Source organism: Parvimonas sp. M20 (assembly GCF_035282425.1).
In the GTDB taxonomy this organism is placed as follows: Bacteria; Bacillota; Clostridia; order Tissierellales; family Peptoniphilaceae; genus Parvimonas.
This window is the reverse complement of record NZ_JAYKBQ010000001.1, coordinates 1-23383: the sequence shown is the minus strand read 5'-3', so window position 1 is coordinate 23383 and position 23383 is coordinate 1. Positions and strand designations below refer to the sequence as shown.

The 23383-nt window shown below is 25.6% G+C and carries 21 protein-coding genes and 1 pseudogene; 2 read left to right on the top strand and 20 right to left on the bottom strand.

Annotation, left to right across the window (positions count from 1 at the left end; all coding sequences use genetic code 11):
* From cas5 to hrcA, 9 genes are all read right to left on the bottom strand, one after another.
* Entirely contained in the window at positions 1–1095 is a 1095-nt protein-coding gene (gene cas5 / locus VJI93_RS00110; protein WP_323998445.1) for a CRISPR-associated protein Cas5, read from the bottom strand.
* Positions 1085–1984, bottom strand: a complete 900-nt coding sequence (gene cas7i / locus VJI93_RS00105) for a type I-B CRISPR-associated protein Cas7/Cst2/DevR (RefSeq protein ID WP_323998444.1) — start codon at positions 1982–1984, stop codon at positions 1085–1087. Before cas7i ends, cas5 begins: the two co-directional genes overlap by 11 nt.
* A 12-nt stretch (positions 1985–1996) precedes the next feature.
* Positions 1997–3514, bottom strand: coding sequence for a type I CRISPR-associated protein Cas8a1/Csx8 (cas8a1, locus tag VJI93_RS00100; RefSeq protein WP_323998443.1), 1518 nt, complete (start codon positions 3512–3514; stop codon positions 1997–1999).
* Positions 3514–4254 (bottom strand): CRISPR-associated endoribonuclease Cas6, encoded by a 741-nt coding sequence (gene cas6, locus VJI93_RS00095; protein ID WP_323998442.1) that lies wholly within the window; start codon positions 4252–4254, stop codon positions 3514–3516. Before cas6 ends, cas8a1 begins: the two co-directional genes overlap by 1 nt.
* 66 nt (positions 4255–4320) lie before the next feature.
* Entirely contained in the window at positions 4321–5007 is a 687-nt protein-coding gene (locus VJI93_RS00090; protein WP_323998441.1) for a hypothetical protein, read from the bottom strand.
* Positions 5008–5150: 143 nt separating this feature from the next.
* Positions 5151–7124, bottom strand: a complete 1974-nt coding sequence (gene tkt / locus VJI93_RS00085; RefSeq protein WP_323998440.1) for a transketolase — start codon at positions 7122–7124, stop codon at positions 5151–5153.
* A gap of 125 nt (positions 7125–7249) precedes the next feature.
* The gene (gene dnaK / locus VJI93_RS00080; protein ID WP_323998438.1) at positions 7250–9070 is read right to left on the bottom strand and encodes a molecular chaperone DnaK; all 1821 of its coding nucleotides are present in this window, start codon (positions 9068–9070) and stop codon (positions 7250–7252) included.
* Positions 9071–9087: 17 nt separating this feature from the next.
* Complete coding sequence (grpE, locus tag VJI93_RS00075) at positions 9088–9618, bottom strand: nucleotide exchange factor GrpE (protein ID WP_323998437.1); 531 nt, start codon at positions 9616–9618, stop codon at positions 9088–9090.
* A gap of 15 nt (positions 9619–9633) precedes the next feature.
* On the bottom strand, positions 9634–10647 hold the full coding sequence (gene hrcA / locus VJI93_RS00070) for a heat-inducible transcriptional repressor HrcA (RefSeq protein ID WP_324009198.1): 1014 nt from the start codon (positions 10645–10647) through the stop codon (positions 9634–9636).
* Positions 10648–11007: 360 nt separating this feature from the next.
* Here hrcA and VJI93_RS00065 point away from each other — a divergent pair, with 360 nt between their 5' ends.
* Positions 11008–11436 carry a flavodoxin gene (locus VJI93_RS00065; protein ID WP_004833660.1) on the top strand — a complete coding sequence of 143 codons (429 nt, stop codon included), beginning with the start codon at positions 11008–11010 and terminating at the stop codon, positions 11434–11436.
* 67 nt (positions 11437–11503) lie between these two features.
* Here VJI93_RS00065 and VJI93_RS00060 read toward each other — a convergent pair whose 3' ends face one another.
* The 11 genes from VJI93_RS00060 to VJI93_RS00010 all read right to left on the bottom strand — a co-directional run bounded on the left by VJI93_RS00060 (position 11504) and on the right by VJI93_RS00010 (position 22988).
* Positions 11504–12229: an HAD family hydrolase gene (locus VJI93_RS00060; RefSeq protein WP_323998433.1), complete on the bottom strand. Its 726-nt coding sequence runs from the start codon at positions 12227–12229 to the stop codon at positions 11504–11506.
* 8 nt (positions 12230–12237) lie between these two features.
* On the bottom strand, positions 12238–12534 hold the full coding sequence (locus tag VJI93_RS00055) for a hypothetical protein (RefSeq protein ID WP_323998431.1): 297 nt from the start codon (positions 12532–12534) through the stop codon (positions 12238–12240).
* Position 12535: 1 nt separating this feature from the next.
* Entirely contained in the window at positions 12536–13081 is a 546-nt protein-coding gene (locus VJI93_RS00050) for a class IV adenylate cyclase (RefSeq protein WP_323998429.1), read from the bottom strand.
* 1 nt (position 13082) lies between these two features.
* On the bottom strand, positions 13083–13772 hold the full coding sequence (locus VJI93_RS00045) for a metallophosphoesterase (protein ID WP_323998428.1): 690 nt from the start codon (positions 13770–13772) through the stop codon (positions 13083–13085).
* 8 nt (positions 13773–13780) lie between these two features.
* Entirely contained in the window at positions 13781–14605 is an 825-nt protein-coding gene (locus VJI93_RS00040; protein ID WP_323998425.1) for a patatin family protein, read from the bottom strand.
* Between the two features lie 97 nt (positions 14606–14702).
* Positions 14703–15260, bottom strand: coding sequence for an NUDIX hydrolase (locus tag VJI93_RS00035; RefSeq protein ID WP_323998424.1), 558 nt, complete (start codon positions 15258–15260; stop codon positions 14703–14705).
* A 104-nt stretch (positions 15261–15364) separates the two neighbouring features.
* Positions 15365–17776, bottom strand: a complete 2412-nt coding sequence (gene leuS, locus VJI93_RS00030) for a leucine--tRNA ligase (protein WP_323998423.1) — start codon at positions 17774–17776, stop codon at positions 15365–15367.
* Between the two features lie 518 nt (positions 17777–18294).
* A complete protein-coding gene (locus tag VJI93_RS00025) occupies positions 18295–19806 on the bottom strand; it encodes a B12-binding domain-containing radical SAM protein (protein WP_029948854.1) in 1512 nt (503 codons plus the stop codon).
* Positions 19807–19812: 6 nt separating this feature from the next.
* Entirely contained in the window at positions 19813–21414 is a 1602-nt protein-coding gene (locus VJI93_RS00020; RefSeq protein ID WP_323998422.1) for an ABC transporter ATP-binding protein, read from the bottom strand.
* A gap of 78 nt (positions 21415–21492) precedes the next feature.
* Entirely contained in the window at positions 21493–21660 is a 168-nt protein-coding gene (locus tag VJI93_RS00015) for a hypothetical protein (RefSeq protein ID WP_323998421.1), read from the bottom strand.
* Between the two features lie 44 nt (positions 21661–21704).
* Positions 21705–22988 (bottom strand): radical SAM/SPASM domain-containing protein, encoded by a 1284-nt coding sequence (locus VJI93_RS00010; RefSeq protein WP_323998420.1) that lies wholly within the window; start codon positions 22986–22988, stop codon positions 21705–21707.
* A 211-nt stretch (positions 22989–23199) separates the two neighbouring features.
* On the opposite strand from VJI93_RS00010, the pseudogene VJI93_RS00005 reads away from it, so the two are divergent.
* Positions 23200–23383: pseudogene (locus VJI93_RS00005) on the top strand (hypothetical protein); the annotation flags it as partial.

Here is a 23383-nt window from a genome sequence, read left to right as displayed (position 1 = left end):
CTAAACTAAACTAACAATATAACCATCTTCATCCAAATAAATATTTTTATCTGTGGATTTATTATATTCTTTTAATTCATCAAAATTTATTTTATATTCAGATAAATAACCAACTCTATACTTTTTAAATATTCTTTTACCTTTTTCTATTTTATAATTTTTATTAATAAAATAATTAGTTCCTTTAGTTTTTATCTTATTAACTTTTTTTCTGATGTTTTTAAAAGTTACAATTCCTTTCTCTATTGCTTCAGTATAAATATATCCACTATTATATATAAATTCAATATCATTCGGATTGTCTTCATAGATATTAACAAATTTAACTTCTTCTATATCAACAAAATCTTCACTTCTTCCTAGTGATGTTAAATTGGTTATATTTCTTATAATTTCATCTAATATGCTTTTGTCTGCTCGAATATGAATTACTAAATTAATATCATATAAAACTTCATAATACTTAATAGAATTAACAAGAACTTTATAGAAAGAATCAAAATTATAAGAATCAATATCTTTATTTGACTTATCTTTTCCTAAATTCAAATTAAAATTATCACTATAATCAAATGATATATCTACTCGTTTTATAGATTCGTTTTTTTCTAAGTTAAGTTCAGAAATTCTTCCGTTTATAGCTTCTTCAAATTTATCAAAATCTTTAGTTTTTTTCCCACTTAATTTGTATAACCTAATATATTCTTTAACCTCATCAATATCAATTATATCTATTCTTAGTTTTTTATCAGATTTATTTTTGGATTTGTTTTTTGAGCTTTCTATTCTAGTTATCACTGTATATCCATCATTAAGTATATGTGGGTTTTTAATTTTAACTAAATCATTCCTATCATGTTCAATCTTATTTAAAAAGGATTGATCTCGATAAATTTCTTTCCCTAAGGATTGAAATTTACCTTGAATACTTATATCCATATCTTTGTATTCTTTATAGTTACAAGCATTATGAATTGCACAGATTATGGTTGAATAAGGAGGAAGAGGATAAGTCATTTTATTATCTACAGTCTCCTCTTTTTTATAATTAGCTTTATTTTGATGTAACTTTATCCTTAAAAGTTTATCCTTCATAATAATTTTTTACATCCCCTTTTAACTTTTCAAAAAATTCAGTTATACTTATAGGATTTAACTTTTCCTTTATTTCCTGTTCATTTGCAAAATTTCCACCTTCAATAAATGCCATTTTATAATTTCCTTTATTTAACCTTTCAATCAATTCATCAGTTATGTTTAGTGTACTTTTTCTAACATTTACGACATTATCAAAATAGTGAGTTTTACAGTTTCCAATTCCTCCAAATATCATTAAAGGCTCAGAATTATCAAGATTTCCTTTAACAACTAATGATAAATTTTCTATTGTTTCCAATATTAAATTTACTCTTTCAATTTTTTCAGAAACTTCTGCCTCTGCATTAAAATTTTCATCAACACCAACTTTATCTAAATCGAATGTTATACTGTATTTTTTTAGTGATTTATCAAACTCATATTGATATGGTATAAGTCCTACCTTTTTTGCGTCTTTTTGTAAATTTAATCCTTTATCTTTAGCCCTTATTGATGCTAAATATAAATTGTTGTGAAATCTTGTTTCATTAACAAATTCATCACACGCAACCGCATCTGTTAAATAGAATGAACTTTTTCTTATAACTGTTAAATTATTGGTATTCATATATCCGCCTTCAAGTGCCCTACAATTTGATGCATTCATCTCTTTAGTAACGTCTTTTTGTGCTATTTCATGTACTACAACCTTCAAATCATCATACATTCCACTTTGAGTCATAATTGCATTTTTCATACTTTCTCTACTTCTTGTAGCATAAATTTTACCATTTTTAAAAACTTTTTGTACAGATGATGCATTCCCTAAAGTTTCTCCATAATTTGAAGTAATATTACATACAATAGTAAGTGTTATTCCTAAGTTTTTCTTTTCTTTATTTTCCATTTTTTAATCCTCCTACTTATTTTCGTTATTTCCATTTTTATTATTATCTTCTTTAACACGCAATGCATTTACAAATGTATATGCCACATTTTTATTTTTTTCAAAATCTTTAAATAAATAATATGCAAATTCAAATGTTACAGAGCTATAAGATGAAAGTTGAAGTAATGTTACTGAAAACTTTTCATAATCTTTAAAAGTCAAACAGGAAATTAATTTATTCCTATATGCATCGACTTTTCTAGGTGTATCTATTAATTTATTAACAACTTTTTCTGCACTTTCTTGTGCATTTTTCAAATTAGAATTCATTTGTTTCTCTTCCTTTTCAAATTGCTCTTTTTCTTTTTTGTTATTCACCATAATATCAACTCCTTCATATATTTTTTGGTTTATTCTAATTAATTGACTAATTAAAAAACTATGGTTATCTATTTTGTTTTCTTTGTTATCTTTATTTTTTGGATTACTGCCATCTCTAAGGAGCTTATCAATTAGATAATCCAAATACTTAGTATATAGGATACAATCAATAACTTCATCTAAAACCGGTTCATATTCCTCCGTCCTTAATTTACAAGAACTGTTTATTGCTTTAAAAATATTATCATCTTTCATATCTGAAATTTTCCCAAAAATTTTAATAGCTGAATTTCGTAAAAACATAGTTTCAAAATTTTCTTTTTTGTCATTTTTAATCTGCATATTTTTAGATATTATTTCAACTTCATAATCTAAAAATCTTGAAACATTTTTTATGTCAAAAAATAAATTCAATTTGAAGTTTTTAAAAGTCCCTACGGAATTTTTCTTATCTAAATCCAAATTTTCATCTGTTAAATAATCATTTGATTTTAATAACATATCAGTTGAAAAATTATTATTAATAAAAAACGAACTATCTCCTTTTGAGAACGCAAAAGGAATATAATCAAATTCGCAATAATCTTCAAACACATAGGTATTATAGTCCCAATTGAATGATAAAGATTTTGTTTTTCTCCCTTGATCAACATAGTATCCCAATAACCTACATATTTTTTGTTTCTTTTTTCCTATACAACTTGGATTACAAAATTTTGAATACATTGATTTTGCCCCTTCAAATGTCTTTTTTATTAATTCAAGCTTATTATCAGATATTTTCAATAAAATATTATCCTTGTTTTTTATAGAAATTTCATCATTTTTAAATGTATTCTTCATTATTGTATTCCAAAAACTTTTTAAATTTTTAACTTTTTCTTCATCAAAATCTTCAGAATTCAAAAGATTTTCTAATCTTTTATGATGCATTTTATCCTTAAAATATTCTTCTACAAATTCGTAATATTTCTCTTCATTTTTTGATATATCTATATCATCAAAATTATATAAAAGCACATCTTTTCTTCCATTATATTCTGTTGAATAATTGAGCTTATGATATTTTAGATACCTTATAATTCCAACTGCAGCAGCTGAAAATCTCCAATCGGAAAATTCTAATTTCCTATCATATCCGCTAAAATTCCCTTTTTCTTCTATCATTAAATCATCTCCCAAGATTCTATAAGCTGTAATAGTCCAAAACCGGATGCATTTTTACTTCCGACAGACGAAATCAGCATTTCGTTTAATAAGTTATTATCTGCTTTAATTTCAATTACTCCTAAACTAACGTCTATATATAATCCATAAAAAAGTACAACTGCCTTTTTCATTTCAGAAGTATCAATCTCCATATCATCTATAGAGTTTGAATAACTTGGAAAATGGATTTTTAAATTTTCTTTAAATTTATCAAAAAAATCCTCATCTTCAACAGTTATATGTCTGTCTGTATTATCTTCTCTATTATGTTCACGAATTACAAGAGGAGAACAAAATTTAAATCTTGCACAATTTCCTACAAGCTTTTTTTCATTGACAATTTTAGCATCTGTTAAAACTATAAAATTATTTTCAGAAATTTTAAATTCCTTGTCTTTATATTCTAAAAACGAATTGAAAAAGATAATTCCAACATCTTTTTTTGGAGATTTAAAAGTAATCTCAAAATTATTTTCTCCAACTTCAATTCTGTTAGAAAAAAATTTGGGTTTAAAAAATTTAACTGCCCATGAATATTTTTTTTCATCACTTTTGATATAATCATCCCCAAAAAAATTTTCAAAAAATTCACCATTAGAATAATTTGATACCGCTGTTTTAAAAAATTTAATGCAGAAACGATGATAATCTTTAGGGATGAAATTATTATCTGTTTTAAATTTTAAAACAATTTTCATAACAAACACCTCTCTTTATATTAATTTATTATTTATTATCTTATTTTAATTTCAAATTTTAATATTTTAATCAAATTTCTTAGGTTCATAAATTTTATAATATTTTCCTTTATACTTTATTATATTTTCCTGCTTTTCATATTCATTTGTAGAAGAATCTTTTACTTCTGCTTCGTATAAGTCGGATTTTATTAATAGCTTTCCTTTTTGGTCGTATAATTCAATTTTTTTATCTTTCATTTTAGATACATTTTTAATTTCACTCTTAAAAATTTCTTCAAGAATAGATTTTTCTTTTAGTTCTTTAAAATCACTTACTCCGTTTTCAATCACAATTGTGTATGAAATGCTATAAATATTTTTTGTAGTTTCATAATCATCAAGACTTTTTATTTCAAAAAGTATTATTATTACTATAGAAACTAAACTTATTATATGTTTTATTTTTTCAGATTTCTTTGATATTATGATGAAAAAGATGTCTTCTAGCAAAGCCAAACCCCATACAAATAATGCTATAACTCCCAAATCTACAATAAAAAAGAGTATAATTACTAAAGCAGCAATAATAAAATGAAATAATCCATAATATTTCAAAATCTTTTCAGGATTTTTCATTTTAGGATTTCTCATTAAAATATTATATGCTTCAGAAACATACTCTTTATTTCTAATCTTATAGAACATAAGTCCTATATATACATATCTAGCCAAAATTAAAACCATTAAACCATAAAAAAATAAGTATCTCATTGTTATCCTCCTAGTAATCTTATTAATTTATAACTTAAGATGATTATAACAAATTAAACTAATATATTCAACAATTTAATGAAAATATTTTCATTAAAAAATAACGAAGTTTTTCTTCGCTATTCTTTACAAATTTTTATTATTTAGAATAATTCTTTTTTTATTTTTTCATAAACTGCATCAACTGTAAATCCAAATTTTTCAAATAATAGATTTGCTGGTGCTGATGCTCCAAATGTATCAAGACCTATTGAAATTCCATCTAATCCTACATATTTGCCCCAACCAAATGTTGATAGAGCTTCAATGCTGACTCTCTTTCTGATGTTATTTGGTAATACAGTTTCTTTATATTCTTTACTTTGTTTTTCAAATTCTTCCATACACGGCATTGATACAAGTCTTGTGCAAATATTTTCTTCTAAAAGTTTTTCACAAACTTTATAAGCCAATCCAACTTCTGAACCTGATGCAATAATAATCATTTCAAAGTCTTTTCCAAAGTCTTTTAGAACATATCCACCTTTTAGAGCTTCAGATGAAGTTTCTTCTAAATTAGTCAATTTTTGTCTTGTAAGTGCTAGACAGCTCGGAGTTTTTCTATTCTTTAATGCAGATATCCAAGCATAAGCTGTTTCTTTTGCATCACAAGGTCTATACATTGAAACATTTGGTGTAGATCTGAACATTGCCAAATGTTCTATTGGTTCGTGAGTAGGTCCGTCTTCCCCAACTCCAATGCTATCATGAGTTAAAACATAGATAACTCCTTGATTCATAAGTGCAGAAAGTCTTACAGCAGGTTTTAAATAATCACTGAAAACAAAGAATGTTGCACAATATGGTAAAAGTCCTCCATGTAATGAAATACCATTACAGATAGCAGCCATAGCATGTTCTCTTACTCCAAAATGAATATTCTTTCCACTTCTATTTTCAGGTGAATAGTAGTCAAATTCTTTCATTGTTGATTTATTTGAAGGTCCTAAATCTGCTGAACCTCCAAAAAGATTTGGTAATAATCTAGAAAATCTGTTTAATACAATTCCACTTGATTCTCTTGATGCCATATCTTTATCAAATTCAGTAATTGATGAATCGTTTAAGATTTCTTCGTCAATTTCTTCTTTCATAAACTTTTGGAATAAATCATATTTTTCAGGATATTTAACTTTGTATTCTTCAAGTAATCTTTTCCATTCATCAACAAAAGTATTTTTTCTTTCAACAACTTCTTTCATATATTTTTTAACTTCTTCTGGAACGTAAAAACTTTCTTCATATTCCCAACCAATATTTTTCTTAAATGTTGGAATATTATCTTCTCCTAAAGGTTCTCCATGTGCTGAAGCACTTCCTTGTTTAGTTGAACCATATCCAATTTTTGTCTTTATTTCTATTAATGAAGGTTTATCAGTTAATTTTGCTCTTTCTATTGCTTCTTTAATTTCATTGATATTATTACCATCTGCAACAAAATAAGTATCCCAACCTAGAGCTTCATATCTAGCTCTTACATTTTCGCCAAAAGCAGTTGAAGTATCTCCTTCAATCGTTATATTATTGCTATCGTATAAAACTATAAGTTTTCCTAATTTTAATGTACCTGCAAGTGAAGATGCTTCATTGCTGATACCTTCCATAAGACAGCCGTCTCCAACGATTGAATAAGTATAGTGATCTACTATTTTACAATCGTCAGTATTGAAAATTGAAGCTAAATGACTTTCAGCTAATGCCATACCAACAGCCATTGAAACACCTTGTCCAAGTGGTCCTGTTGTTGCATCTATTCCAGCAGTATGACCATATTCAGGATGTCCCGGAGTCAAGCTGTCAATTTGTCTAAAATTCTTTATATCTTCAATACTAACACCATAATCAAATAAATGAAGTAATGAATATAAAAGCATAGAACCATGTCCTGCTGATAAAATAAATCTATCTCTGTCAAACCAATTTGGATTTTTAGGAGAAATCTTCATACAATCATTAAATAAAGTAAATGCCATTGGTGATGCTCCAAGCGGAAGTCCGGGATGTCCTGACTTTGCTTTTTGAATAGCATCAGCACTTAATGTTCTCATAGTATTAATACATAAATTCTTAATTTCCATATCATTTCCTCACTTAAATATATTATTTTTAAAAACAAACTTAACAAATTAATTATATCAATAAATACATTTTTTTTCAATAGAAAAGGTAGTGCATCACACACTACCTTTTAGAATTTTTTATTCTATTTGTTTTCGTCTTCGTCAACTACTTCATAGTCAGCATCAACTACATCATCTTTCTTTGGTTCTGCTCCTTGTCCTTGTGGGTTAGCATTTTGATATAATTTTTCTGAAATTTTATAGAATTCTTGAGTTAAAGCGTCATTCTTTGCTTTAATGTCTTCTACATTGTCAGTTGTTATTGCTGATTTTAAATCTTCTAATTTTGCATTAACTGCAGATTTTTCATCTTCTGAGATTTTTCCTTCTAAATCTTTCAAAGTTTTTTCAGTTTGATAGATTAAAGATTCAGCATTATTTTTAGTTTCTACAACTTCTTTTTTCTTCTTATCTTCTTGAGCAAATTGTTCTGCTTCTCTTACTTTCTTATTAATTTCATCTTCAGATAATTTTGTTGATGCAGTAATTGTAATCTTTTGTTCATTTCCTGATCCTAAATCTTTAGCATGAACATTTACAATTCCGTTAGCATCTATATCAAAAGTAACTTCAATTTGTGGAACTCCTCTTGGAGCGGCAGGAATACCTGTTAATTGGAATCTTCCTAATGTTGTATTATCATGAGCAAATTCTCTTTCACCCTGTAAAACGTGAATATCTACTGCTGTTTGTCCATCTGCAGCTGTTGAGAATATTTGACTCTTCTTTGCAGGAATAGTTGTATTTCTTTCGATTAATCTTGTCATTACACCACCCATTGTTTCGATACCTAATGACAATGGAGTTACGTCTAATAATAGTAAATCTTTAACTTCTCCTGTTAAAACACCACCTTGAATTGCAGCACCAATGGCAACACATTCATCAGGGTTAATGTCTTTTTGTGGATCTTTTCCAATTAATTTTTTAACAGCATCTTGTACTGCTGGAATTCTTGTTGAACCACCAACTAAAAGAACTTTATCAATTTCAGATGCAGTAAGTCCTGCATCACTTAATGCTTCTCTAACTGGAACTAATGTTTTATCAATCAAGTCTGAAGCTAATTCTTCGAATTTTGCTCTCTTAATATCCATATTTAAATGAACTGGAGCTCCATCAACAGCTGTAATGAATGGTAAGTTTACATTTGTAGTCATTGTTGTTGAAAGTTCTTTCTTAGCTTTTTCAGCAGCATCTTTTAATCTTTGCATTGCTGTTACATCTTTGCTTAAATCAATACCATTTTCTTTTTTGAATTCAGAAATCATATAGTTCATTAAAACTTCGTCGAAATCATCTCCACCAAGTCTATTATTACCTCTTGTAGATAATACTTCGAAAACTCCATCTCCAATTTCCAAAATAGAAACGTCAAATGTACCACCACCAAGGTCAAATACCATTATTTTATGTTGTTCAGTATCTTTATCCATTCCATAAGCTAGTGCTGCTGCTGTTGGTTCGTTAATAATTCTTTTAACATCTAAACCAGCAATCTTTCCAGCATCTTTTGTAGCTTGTCTTTGGCTATCTGTAAAGTAAGCAGGCACTGTAATTACAGCTTCTGAAACAGTTTCTCCTAAATAACTTTCAACATCTGATTTAATTTTTTGTAAAATCATTGCAGAAATTTCTTCTGGGCTATATTCTTTATCATCTATTTTTACTTTGTAGTCTGTACCCATTTCTCTCTTAATAGAAGTTATAGTTCTTCCTGCATTTGTTATTGCTTGTCTTTTTGCAGTTTCTCCTACTAATCTTTCTCCATTTTTTGCAAATGCAACAACTGAAGGAGTAGTTCTATTTCCTTCTACGTTTGCAATAATTGTTGGTTCTCCACCTTCCATAACAGCAACTGCTGAGTTTGTTGTACCTAAATCAATACCTATAATTTTTGACATAATCTTTTCCCTCCTAATTATTCACTAACTTTAACCATACTTGGTCTAATTACTTTATCTTTAATTTTATATCCTTTTTCAAAGGTTTCTAATACGATGCCACTGTCTACTCCATCTTTACTTTCAGTCATAACTGCATTATGCAGATTAGGATCAAAAACAGCACCATCACTTTCTATTTCCTCAACCATTTCAGTTTTTAAAATTGACTCAAACTGTTCTTTAATCATAACAAAACCTTTAACAGTCTCATCTTCTACATTTACATGAGTAAAAGCTCTGTTAAAATTATCTAAAACTGGTAACAATTTTAAAATTAAACCTTCATTTGCAAGGATAATAGAATTTGATTTTTCTCTTTCTGTTCTGTTTTTATAATTAACAAAATCAGCTTGAAGTCTTAAAAGTTGATTTTTTAATTCTTCAATTTCTGAATTTAATTTTTCTTCAACTTCATCAGAAGAGTTTTGTTCTAAATCTTTTTCTTCTACTTCTTCAGTAGTCTCTTCTTTAATTTCATCATCTATTTCTTTTTTGCTTTTTTTCAACTATTTCGCCTCCCGTCATTTTAAAATATCTCTAATTCTATCATTTAAACTTAACATAGCTGATATTATCTTTTCATAATCCATCCTAGTAGGTCCAATAACCGCTATTTTTCCTTTGCTACCGTCTCCAAGATTATAAGATGTTGCAACTATTGTATTTTCATTTAAAAAGTCTTTATTATTTTCACTTCCTATACTTACATATATTTCATCTCCACTGTAACTTAAGAATAAATCCTCAAGTTCATTTTTATCCTCTAGGAAATGAATTAGTTCTTTGGCTTTATTCAAATCTCGATATTCAGGAAAATTAAATATATTAGAAATTCCTTCAAGCTCAATATTAGATTTTTCAGTCTTTGAAATCTCTTTACCTATTAAATCAGAAATCTCAGTTATAAAAGGAATTTTTGAAACAAAAGTAAGTTTTAAATACTCTAGTCTTTCGTTCAAATCTGATACTTTAATATTAATCAAATATTTTTTTAAATAGAATATAAGCTCTTGTAAAATTTCTATGCTAAACTCTGTTTCTGAATCAAATACAGTATTAATTACCTTTCCTGTATCAAAAACTAAAACTAAAACATAACAATTTCCGCTTATATTGATAACGTCAATACTCTTAACGGAACAATCCATATAATCTGTAATCATTGTAGCTGTGATACATTCCGTTACCTCTGAAATTATCTTTGCAGATTCTTTAAAAATTTTATTTTTTTCATTGATATGTTTTGATAAAATGTCAATTCCATACATATTTTTTGAAATCTCATCAAAATGTGAAGACAATAAATAGTTAACATAATGTCTATATGCCTTATCTGACGGAATTCTACCTGAAGAAGAATAAGCTTTGTTTAAAAAACCTAATTCTTCCAAATCGCTCATCTCATTCCTTACTGTCGCCGAACTAACTCCCATATCATATTGTTTTGAAATTGTACGAGAACCAATCGGCTCTGATGTGCTGATATAACTATCTATTATGGCATATAAAATCTTCAATTTTCTATCATCAAGCATTTTATCACCTCTTTTTAGCACTCAATCTCTTAGACTGCTAACAATATTATATTACTATTATTCCCCTATGTCAAGTTTTAAAACAATTTTATTAAAAAAATTTTTTAATAGCTATTTTTCTAAATAATTTAAAGATATTTTACTAACTTATATAATGAAGTAATCTATTTATCATATAAATTATAATGCAAAAATATTGTAAATGGTTGACAAATTTTTAGATTATTGTTATTATTATCTTGTAGAAATTGTTATTAAGTTTAAAATATTTATTTTAAATTTAATTATGATTCATGTTGTATCATTTATAGATACAATAAATTTTTACTTTGTTATTCAAAATTTAAGGAGGACTTTTAAATGAAAGTAGCAGTTGTATATTGGTCAGGTACAGGTAATACTGAAAAAATGGCTGATTGTATCGCCGAAGGAATTGAGAATGCAGGTTCTGAAGTTGAAGTAATCTTCTGTGACGATTTTGGAGCAGATATGTTAAATGATTATGACTTAGTTGCATTTGGTTGCCCAGCAATGGGAGATGAAGTTCTTGAAGAATCAAGCTTTGAACCAATGTTCGAAGAAGTTGAAGAAGAATTAAATGGTAGAAAAATCGCTTTATTCGGATCTTATGAATGGAATGAAGGACAAAAATGGATGAAAGACTGGAAAGTTAGATGTGAAGGCGTTGGAGCTAAAATTGTAGCTGAACCACTTTGCGTATATGATTGTCCTACACCAGAAGATGAAGATGATTGTGTAGCATTCGGAGAAAAGATAGCTAAAGCATAATTAAATACAAAACAAAAAGTAGCCTAATGGCTACTTTTTTTATGTTCTTAATATTAAAAATTATAATTTATAGAGTTGTTACATCTGCTTTCAATTTATAAATAACATCTTTTCTCTCTACTATTATATTTACTTTTTTTGAAAGTTCTTCATCATTTTTTATTCTTTGCAATAATTTGTTTGACGGATTAATTGTATAAGCATTACCGAATCTTCTAAGCATTGATAAGTCTCCCGTTGTATCTCCATAGGCATAAGATTTTTCGATGTCTATATCATATTTTTCAATGATTTCATTACAGACTTCATCTTTTCCTTCGCTATGCCACATTGGTACAATTTCTCCGGTAAATTTTCCATCTTCATCATATAAATATTTTGTTGCTCTAAATTCTGTAACATCGTATTTTTCAGCCATTTCTTTAACTAAAAAATCAGGGCTTCCTGAAATAAAAAATATTAAATGTCCATTTGCCTTATGAAATTCCAATTGATTTCTTGAGAATACATAAACTCTTTTGAATACTTTTTTTATAGACTGCTCCGCTATGAATTTATTATATTTAATATCAAATCCTTTTAAGTCGCTTCTATACTTTTCTGAAAGTGCTTCAATATAAGCATCATAAGCCCCATATCTATTAACATATTCCATATATAACTGTTTTACATTATCCACCCAAACACTTTCATCTAAAATCTCATATTTTATAAGTCTTTTGAAATGTTCAATCATAAGAGATTCTCTAGCAATAGTTCCGTCAATATCAAAAAACGCAGCAATATTACCCATATAAACACCTACTTTCTCTTAAAATTCATAAGTATTAAAGCAAAAAATAGTGAAACAACACCACTTGTACCTATAATCATTGCATAGTATAGTGAATTTATACCTCTTGCAGTCAAAATATTTGTCCATCCATCTGCTAAGAATACAGTTCCAACTATAATTAAAATAAATGCAGGAATAAATTTAATAAATCTATTTTTCAATCTACTAAGCAAATATGTTAAAAGCATTCCAGTAAATATTGCAAGTAAAACTATAAGCACTGATGTTCTTTTTTTCACCAAAATTTCTAATAATTCTTTCATATTAACTCCTATTTTTTAATTCTTCCTTAAGCTCAGGTAAAGATTTAAGGCAAATATCCCCCTCACTTATTTCTAATAAATTCAAAACTTCACACAAATCATCATAATTGGAAACTTCAATCTCCATATATGGATTAGGATAAACTTCTTTATCCCATATATCAATATCAATATGTGCATTTCTTAATGTATATGATGTTCTAAATTTTTTCTCTATATCAAGTTTATCATATCCTAAAAAATTTAATATTTTTAACATCTCTTCACTACTTTTCAAAGAAACATTATATTCGTTAAATTCTCTTAAAAACTTATTTTCTCTATGTTCTTTATATGTTAATTCAGAATTAATTTCTTTTCCGTTTTTATCTAAAAATTTTCTAATTCTCAAAAAACTTCCCTTGGGAATGCAATCAAATTTTGAAGATGTAAGTCTTATATTTTCTTGATTTTCACTTTTCAAAAATTTTGCCCCTAAATTTTCCAATTTGGATTTAACTTCTTCAACATCTATATTTAAAATTTTAACTTCTAATTCTTTCTCCATTTTATCTCCTAATAAGTCTTGGGATAAATTTTAAGTAATCTGCAGAAATACAATGAAATTCTATTCCATCAACCACTTCATCCACAACATTATTCAAAGAATATGCATGTAAATGTCCATATAAAACAATTTTTATATTGTGTTCTTTAACGAATAATCCAAAGTCATTTAAAGTCCTATCTTTTTCTACCGGTGGATAATGAAAAAGACAAATTATTTCCTTTTCCTTATTTTTAACAGAATCATAACTTAATTTTAATCGCATGAGCTCTCTATTATATATTTTTCTATCTGTATCTTCAGAAAATTCAGAAGATTTTGGAGAGACCCATCCCCTTGTTCCAATAAATACATATTTTTCCGTTTCAAAACTATTATTCTGTAAAAAGAACATATTTTTTAAATTTAATTCTCTTATTTTATTAAGACTACTCCACCATAAATCATGATTGCCCTTTAAAAAAATTTTCTTTCCGGGAAGACTTTCAATTCTCTTTAAATCATTATAAGCCTCTTCAATTTTTAAAGCCCAAGAAATATCTCCAGGTACAACGACATAATCATCATCTTTTACAATTTCTTTCCAAGCCTTAAACATTCGTTCTTCATAATTTTCCCAAGCGGAGCCAAAAACCTCCATTGACTTATCTCCAGTATAATCTAAATGCAAATCAGATAAACCGTATATCATTCTATCTCCTAAACAAATTTTTTAACCTTTTCAATACTTTGACTTGCAACCACATACCCTTCCTTATATAAATCTACAACCTCTTGCATATTAGTTGTAAATGATTTGAATTTCAAAGGATTAACCGGTGCAAAAACTAATGCTTTTTCCTCTTTTTCTAAATTATCTACTAAATCCATAGTTTCATTATATTTATCTTTTTCATTTTCCATTGATTCAATAAATTTAGGATAATCTTTATAAGCAAATCTTACTCTATCACTAACATCTGAACTCTCTCTTCTATAGCCTCTATTTCTAGTTAACAAAATTACAAACTTTTCATAACCTTTTTCAATTGCTCTCTCAAGTGGATTACTATTATACATCCCTCCATCAAAATAAGGAATTCCATCAATCATTACAAATTTTGCCATATCCGGAAGAGAAGATGATGCCATTATTTTATCAACCATATCTGAAGTGTTTTTTGCATCTCTAGCTGAAAAAAATTTATAACTGCCATCAATCAAAGAAGTTACCCCCGCTTCAAAATCTCCATCTAAATTTTTATCAAATTCAGAGAAATTAAAAATACTATTAACTGTTGATTTCAAATCAATAGGCTCAGAAGAATTCTTTAATAATTTCATATTTTTCAAAAACTCTTGAAACAATTTATTAACATCAAATTCTATTCCACTAAAAAATTCAAAGCCTGTAATAGCTCCAGCAGATACTCCTACAATATATGGAAATTTAATTCCATTTTCTTTAAAGCAATCTAAAACTCCTTTTAAAAAAGCTCCTCTCATTGCTCCGCCTTCAATAACTAATGCAACTTTATTATTCATAAAACACCTCACATCTTATTAATTATATTTATTATTTTACCATAAAATCAAAAAATATACAAAAAAGTAAGTCTACTAAATTTAATTAATTTTACAATTAATCAAAACATTTATATATATTTAAAATTTCTTTTACATAATTTAAAACGGGTAGCTCTCTATTTAAAATCAGCTTCCCCAGTTTTGTATTTGAACATTTTTTATACTCCTCTATAGCATCTTCAAATGTCAATTTAAGTGTTGATAATTTAAAACTCTCAATTTCTTCAGTTGTCAGATTTCTATCTCCAAACGATTCTATTTTACAAAAATAGTAATTATTAATATTATGTCTATGGATAAGGTTATAATAGTCACTTACAACTCCTATTTTACAAATAATCTCAACTTCTACTCCTAATTCTTCCCTTAATTCTCTTCTGATAGCAGATTCTAAATTTTCATTTAATTCAACTCCACCACCTGCAGTTTCAATAAGAGTAGCTTTGCCAAAGTCATCATCTCTATGAACTCTAACAAAGTAAAAATAATTTGAGTCATCAACAACAATTGCTCTGACAATTTGTCTATTGTGATCAATATATTCCTTATTCCATTCATCATCTTGAAGTTCTAAATCCAATTCCGGTATATCTATATTTGTTTTATACTTCATTTTCAAACCTCCTTGATTAAATAAAATTTTTAATCATATCAATTATATTATATAAATTATAACAAAAAAAGATATGCAATTAAATACATATCTTTCTTTCATTACTATTTAACAACTATATTACAAATTTTTCCTGGAACAAAAATTTCTTTTACGATACTTTTTCCTTCTATAAATTTTTTAACATTTTCGTTATCATAAAGTTCTTCTTTAAAATCTTCAAATTTTGCATCTTTTGGAATCATTAATGTTGTTCTTACTTTTCCATTTATTTGAATTGGCATTTCAACTTCATCATCAATTGTTTTTGCTTCATCATATTTTGGCCAAGTTTGTTCAAAGATATATCCACCAAAATTCATTTCTTGCCATATTTCTTCAGTAATATGTGGGGAAACCGGATTTAATAAAATCAAGAATATTCTTAAATCTTCTCTTGAAATTTCTTTTGCTGAATAAAATTCATTAATTAAAGTCATAAGAGCAGCTATTGCAGTATTAAATTTAAGACTTTCAAAATCTTCTGATACTTTTTTAATTGTCTTATGAATTGATTTTTCTAATGATTTCGTCATTTCTTCAGATGAATTTGTAATTTCTTGTAATTTCCAAACTCTGTCTAAGAATTTTCTACAACCGTTAATTCCACCATCAGACCAAGACGCACTTCTTTCAAAATCTCCCAAGAACATTTCATAACATCTTAATGCATCTGCTCCGTATTTATCAATCATTTCATCAGGATTTACAACATTTCCTCTTGATTTAGACATTTTTTCCCCATTTTCTCCAAGAATCATTCCGTGAGAAGTTCTTTTGAAATATGGTTCTTTTGTATCAACAACACCTATATCATAAAGGAATTTATGCCAAAATCTTGAGTACAATAAGTGCAATGTAGTATGTTCCATACCACCATTATACCAGTCAACTTGATTGAAATATTTTAAGGCATCCTTTCCAACAAGATTTTCTTTATTATTAGGATCCATATATCTTAAATAATACCATGAAGAACCAGCCCATTGTGGCATTGTATCAGTTTCTCTCTTTGCCTTTCCTCCACATTTAGGACAAGTACAATTTACAAATTCATCAATTTTTGAAAGTGGGGATTCTCCTGTTTCTGTAGGTTCAAAAGATTCAAGTTCAGGAAGTTTTAAAGGTAGTTCTTCTTCCGGAATTGCAACCCAACCACATTTTTCACAATTTACCAAAGGAATCGGTTCTCCCCAATATCTTTGTCTTGAAAATACCCAATCACGAAGTTTAAAGTTTGTCTTTTTATTTCCAATACCAAGTTTTGATAAATATTCAAAAATCTTTTCTTTTGCTTCTTTAACTGAAAGTCCATTTAGAAAATCTGAATTAACCATAATTCCATTATTAGTATCCGTATATGCTTTTTCTTGAACATTTTCTCCACCACTAACAACTTCAACTATTTCTAATCCAAATTTCTTAGCAAAGTCAAAATCTCTAGTATCATGTGCAGGAACTGCCATAATTGCTCCACTACCATAAGTCATTAAAACATAATCAGAAATAAACACAGGAATTTCTTTTTTAGTACAAGGATTAATTGCTGTTATTCCATCAATTTTAACCCCGGTTTTATCTTTATTCATTTCAGTTCTTTCAAATTCAGATTTCTTTTGAACTTCTAAAATATATTTTTCAATTTCTTCTTTATTCTTTATTCTGTCTTCGTATTTTTTAAGTAATGGATGCTCACAGGATATAACCATATAAGTTGCACCAAAAATTGTATCAGGTCTTGTAGTATATACCAAAATAGTATCATCAATATCTTTGATTTGGAATTTAACTTCCATTCCATAACTTCTACCAATCCAATTAATTTGTTGGGTTTTAACTCTGTCAATAAAGTCAACTTCATCAAGGTCATCGATAAGTCTATCTGCATATTCTGTTATCTTTAACATCCATTGGTTTTTTACTTTATGAATAACTTCACTACCACATCTTTCACAACAACCGCCGACTACTTCTTCATTTGATAAACCTACTTTACAAGAAGTACAGAAGTTTATTGGCATTTCCATTTTGTATGCAAGTCCTTTTTCAAACATCTTCATAAAAATCCATTGAGTCCATTTGTAATACTCAGGATCTGTTGTATTTATTTCTCTATCCCAATCAAAAGAAAATCCAATACTCTTTAATTGTTTTTTAAAGTTTGCAATATTATTTTTTGTTACAATTTCCGGATGAATTTTGTTTTTCATCGCATAGTTTTCAGTTGGTAAACCAAAAGCATCCCAACCCATTGTAAATAATACATTTTGTCCTTCAAGTCTTCTTTTTCTACTTACAACATCCATTGCAGTATATGGTCTTGGATGTCCTACATGAAGTCCTTGACCAGAAGGATATGGAAATTCTATTAAAGGATAGAATTTTTCTTTATCATTAATTTCACATTTAAAAGGTTTCTTTTCATCCCAAATATCTTGCCATTTTTTTTCGATATTTTTTGGATCATAATTTTTCATAACATTCCTCCATTCGTAATAAAGTAATAAAAAAACTTCCGCCTCGTAAAGAGACGAAAGTATAAATTCCGTGGTACCACTCTAATTAGTATTAAACTCACTCTAAGATTATAACGTAATCAACGGCATTTGCATTTTATGAACAAGTTCAATACTTCAAAATATTATTTTTCACCAAACAATAACTCTCTAAAAATTTGAATATATTTACTACTTTCAATCTAAAATTTTATAAATATAATAAGGATATGATATCACATTTTTTATTTTTTTTCAATATATTATAACTTAAAATCAAAGTTTTCTCTAATAAATTTCTTAAAGAAAATATAATTTAGTATTCCCTTTAAAAAAGTACAAAAAGATATTACAACCCATATATATGTTATATCTAATTTTAAAAATAAAACTAAATAAGCTAAAGGTATCCTTAAAGCATTTGAAAAAGTACTGATTATAGTTGGTGTTTTTGTATTCTTAAGCCCGTTAAACATTCATTAAATTTTTATCTCAATTAATTATAAAATTTTATTAACTAATTTATTAAATTTTTCATTTTTATCGTTATCAATATTAACATTGTCATTTTTATCTAGTATTTCATATACCTCATCTCTGTAATTTTCAAGAATAATAGCATATAAAAATAAAATATCATAACTATATTTTTCAAAAATTTCTCTTACTTTATTATAGTAAATATAAATATATTCATTAAAAATAAATAAAACAAATTCATCAAATCTAACATATAATTCCGATATATTTTCAGATAGATTAAAATAATTTGTAAATATTTTTTTGTTATTTTCTATAAACTTTACTATTTCGTTTGGGAAATATAATATATCGTAATTTTTATATATATCAAAATTTAATCTATCATAATATTTATGTGTTATTAGTGTATTAGGAAAAAAATTTATTTTACTCAATTCATACATAAATATCGATTTTTTATTTTTAATTTCTATAGTTTTTATCTTAAACATAAGTTTGAATGTTTCTATAAGATCCTCTCTTGTTTCAGTTGGATATTTATATATAAATGAAAAAATTGCATTTATATTGCTTTTAGATAATAATTCAATAGTAGATAAAATATTGTCTATCTTTATATTTTTATTCATTTTTTTCTGAGTTACTTTCGAGCCACTTTCTAATCCTATAAAAAGACAATCACAGCCACTATTTTTTAATAAGTTTATATTTTCAAAATTTAAAAATTCAATTCTTGTACTACAAGACCATTTAAAAATATATTTATTATTAATTAATTCATAGCAAAAATTCTTTAATTTAAAATTATCACATATAAATAATTCATGGTTAAAAATAAATCTATTTGTTCCATAAACCAAGTTGTATTTATTCATAATATCAATTATTTCTATAAAATTCATTTGATGATATCTAGAATAAAAATTTTTAAATGTACAGTAATGACAATTAAATAGACAACCCTCTCCTACTTTTATATTAACTACTTCTCTTAATAAATTTATATTATCAAAAACCTTATATTCAAACTTTATTTTTTCTAAAGTATCAACTTTATTTAATTTTAAAAATTTACTACGATTTAATTTACAAAAACTTTGTATACATGATTTTGAAGTACATACAAAATCTATATAATCCACAATTTTTATTTCACTAAAATCTAGAGTTTTCATATACTGACCAGAAAATATAATAAAAATATTTTTATTTATATTTTTTACTTTTTCAGCAATTAATAATGCAAATAACAAGTTTCTATAATTTATATGTATATTTAAAAATTTTAAATTTTTTAAATTTAATATATACACAACAAATTTATCTATCGTTTTAAATAAATTAGATATTTTATAATCAAATTTACCATACAATTTCGAAAACCTTAAAATATCAACATCTATTTTAAAATTTTTAGATTCATTTAATAATGTAATATATTGTTCATATAAATCCGAATCAATTTGGTATATTCTATTTTCATAATGATAATCATCTATATCTATAAATAGATATTTTTTATTTTTCATTATATATCATTCCTCCAAATTAAAAACTTCATCATATAATTCATAACATTCTTTATTATAATTATGTGCAATATGTATTAAAGTAATATTTTTTAAAGATAATAATAATTTTTCAACATTGATAGAATTATTCTTATCCAAATTTGCCAATATTTCATCAGCAATTATAATATTTTTATTTGATAAGATTGCTTTTGCTATATATAAACGTACTGCCTCTCCACCTGATAAAGAATTTACTTCTTGTCCAATAATATTATATAATCCATTACCTATTAAAATTTCTTGTAAATTTAATTTTTCTAAAGTATTAATAATATCAGAATCATTAAAATTATTTTTTATATCTATATTATTCTTTATACTATCTTTAAAAACAAATATATCTTGTGGAATATAAAAAATATTTTTATTTAAAATTTCTTCATCTAATTCTTTTAAAGATATTCCATCTATATTTATTTCTCCTAAAAAATCAGTATAATACTTCATAAGAATTTTTACAAATGTACTTTTTCCTGATCCACTTTTACCTACTATTAAATATTTTTTCCCTTTTTTAAAATTTATATTTAAATTACGATTAAAAACACTTATTTCTTTATCATACTTGAAATTTAAATTATTAATTTCAAATTTATCAAAATTTATATCAAAATCTGTACATTCAGCTAATTCAGATTCATATAAATCTTTTATATAATTATTAATATCTTTAACTGAATTTATGCCAATAACAGCATTAATTAATTTAATTATAGGTTCATTAACAAACATTGTCAATTGTACTAAAGCCAAAAAAGTTCCTATAGAAATATATTCGTTTAAATAAAATATTAAACTTACTAAAATGCCAGCTATTCTTGATAATACAACCCCACTATTAGCAATAAACGCACTCAAATTACCAAGTATTGAAACTTTTCTCCATGCATAGTTAGTTTCATCAAAAACAATATTAATTTTATTAGAATATTCTTTTTCTTCTCTATTATTTTTAATAAATAAAATTGCATCTAAATATTCTTTAATTCTTCCTAATTGTTCATTATCTTTATCTAAATATTTTCCATATGCTATATCCATTTTCTTAGGAAAAAATATATTATTAACTATGAGTGGAATTAAAAAAACTATCATAATAAGAGTTATTCTAAAATCTATTAAAGAAATAAATATTGCAATAAATATTAATTGTAAACTAATTTCAACAACATCAAAGACACTTTTAAGGTATCTAAATTTCCAAATTTCCAATTTTTTTAAAATATCATTATAATAAACCGATCTTTCATTCTTTAAAATTTCTATAGATTTTTTATTTAAAATTTTACAAAAAGCTTTTTTTCTAATATCAGTAATAATATTATTACATAATATATCCATAAATAAATAATTAATTCCAGCCATAATAAGGGAAATCAATATTATAATTATTATCTTAGATATACTCCAAAAAGAGTATAGTTTTAAAGGATTAGAAAATTTTTCCCCGAGTAAAATATAAGAATAAGCTATTAAAGGCTCAGATATAGCACCAAATAAAACTAATATTCCAAGCTTTAATTTATCCATAAAATTTATATTATTATATAATAATTTCAGCATAATTTCCTCCTAATTATTATTTTTTATTATTGAGGACTGTGTTTTTTATTATAAATATCTATACACTATGTTATAGTACTACTTAATTTTATCTATTTTTTCCATTTCTTCGTTTTTAAATATTCTTTTTCTTTCATCTATTCGTCCAAAAATAGGTGGATGAGTAGACCAATTATTACATGAACAATTACCTAAATATGATTCTTTTTCATCAATTTTTAAATCTGAATAATCTATTTTTTGCATAAAAGTACCTCCACATTACACACAGTCCTCATAATAAAATATTTTTAGATTTTTTTATATGTTTCTTTCAATAACCAATACAACATTTTTTGTGTATGAATGCAAAATCCTTCATCTATACCAAAATTACTATGATGAGAAATACAACCACCTCCACAAATAAATATTGAATCACAGTCAATACATTTTTTGTTATATATAGGTAACTTATTTATCCATTCATCTTTTATAGAATTAAAAGTTGTTATTTCTTCTATATTCACATCTTTTATATTTGCAATAATTTTATTTTTATTTAAAAAATCACAATTACAATATACAATATCCCCACTTGAATTAATAGTTATTTGTTTTCCGGCACCTGCAGAACAATCACTATATTTAAAAATTCTATTATTAAAAGATAAAATTTTCCTATTAATTCTATCTTCATAGATTTTATCCCCTATTGTATTATAACTATCTATAATAAAATTAGTAGAATCTGAATAATATTTTTTCAAAAAATCAGTTTCTACATTCCTAAAATGTAATAAATTATAATTTACACCTTTTACGCCTAAAGTTTTAATCCAATTTAATACTTTTTCTTTGTTATTTATAACATTCATAGTTAAAGTCAATGATATTGATAAATTAATATTTTTACATAACAATCTGTCTAAATTTTCAACAATTTTAGAAAAATTAATACTTTTTTGAGTATATATTCTATCTATATCATTAATAAAATTCGGTCCGTCTAAAGATAAACCTACCGATATATTATTTCTTTTGATATAATCAATCATTTTATTATTAAAATTTGTTCCATTAGTTATAATAGACCAATCTATATTATAGTTCTTTAAATTATTTACAATATATTCTATAATATTCCAATTTAAAGTTGGTTCTCCTCCATAAAATTGAATCATAATTTTATCATTATTAATATATCTCATATATTTTGAAATTTTATATATTATTTTTTCAGCTATATTAATATCCATAATTGTTTTTATTTTATTATTTGAATTATTATATATAAAACAATATTTACAATTCATATTACAAAACTCTGATGGTATTATGTATATAGTTCTTATAGAACTATCTTCTGTAAAAGACTTAATAATTTCTTCATAAATATAATTATCCATTTCTTCTGAAGAATATATATAATAATCTATCATTAAAGATAATATTTCCATATCGATGTCATAATTTAATATTTTTTTAAGTTCAAATTCTCTTACATACAAAATTTTAAAATATAATCTATTAAAAATCGCATACAAATCATCATCCAATTTAACCGAACTAAAATATTTAGATAGTCTAAGCATATAATCACCCTTGTAAATTTAAAACATATTACTTTAATCAATTTTATTTTTATTTATTATATCATAAAAAAACAAAAAATGCACGTTGCATTTTAAATTAATATAAAAAATATGTTATGATACAATTGATGTGAGACCAAGGGTACAAAAAAAGAGAATATCCTGTATAATTATTAAAACAAAAAAATTAACTAGAAAGGAACTCTCTTTTATGAATAATATTATATCACAAAATCAAGAAAATATAAAACTCGACCAACGTTATATCCCTCATTTACTTCAAACAAGATACCATGCCGTTAAAACTTACAGAAACGATAATTCTGTTAGCTTTGTTTGTAGAAAATATAAAATATCTAAAGCTTCCCTTATGCGTTGGAATAAAAAATTTGATG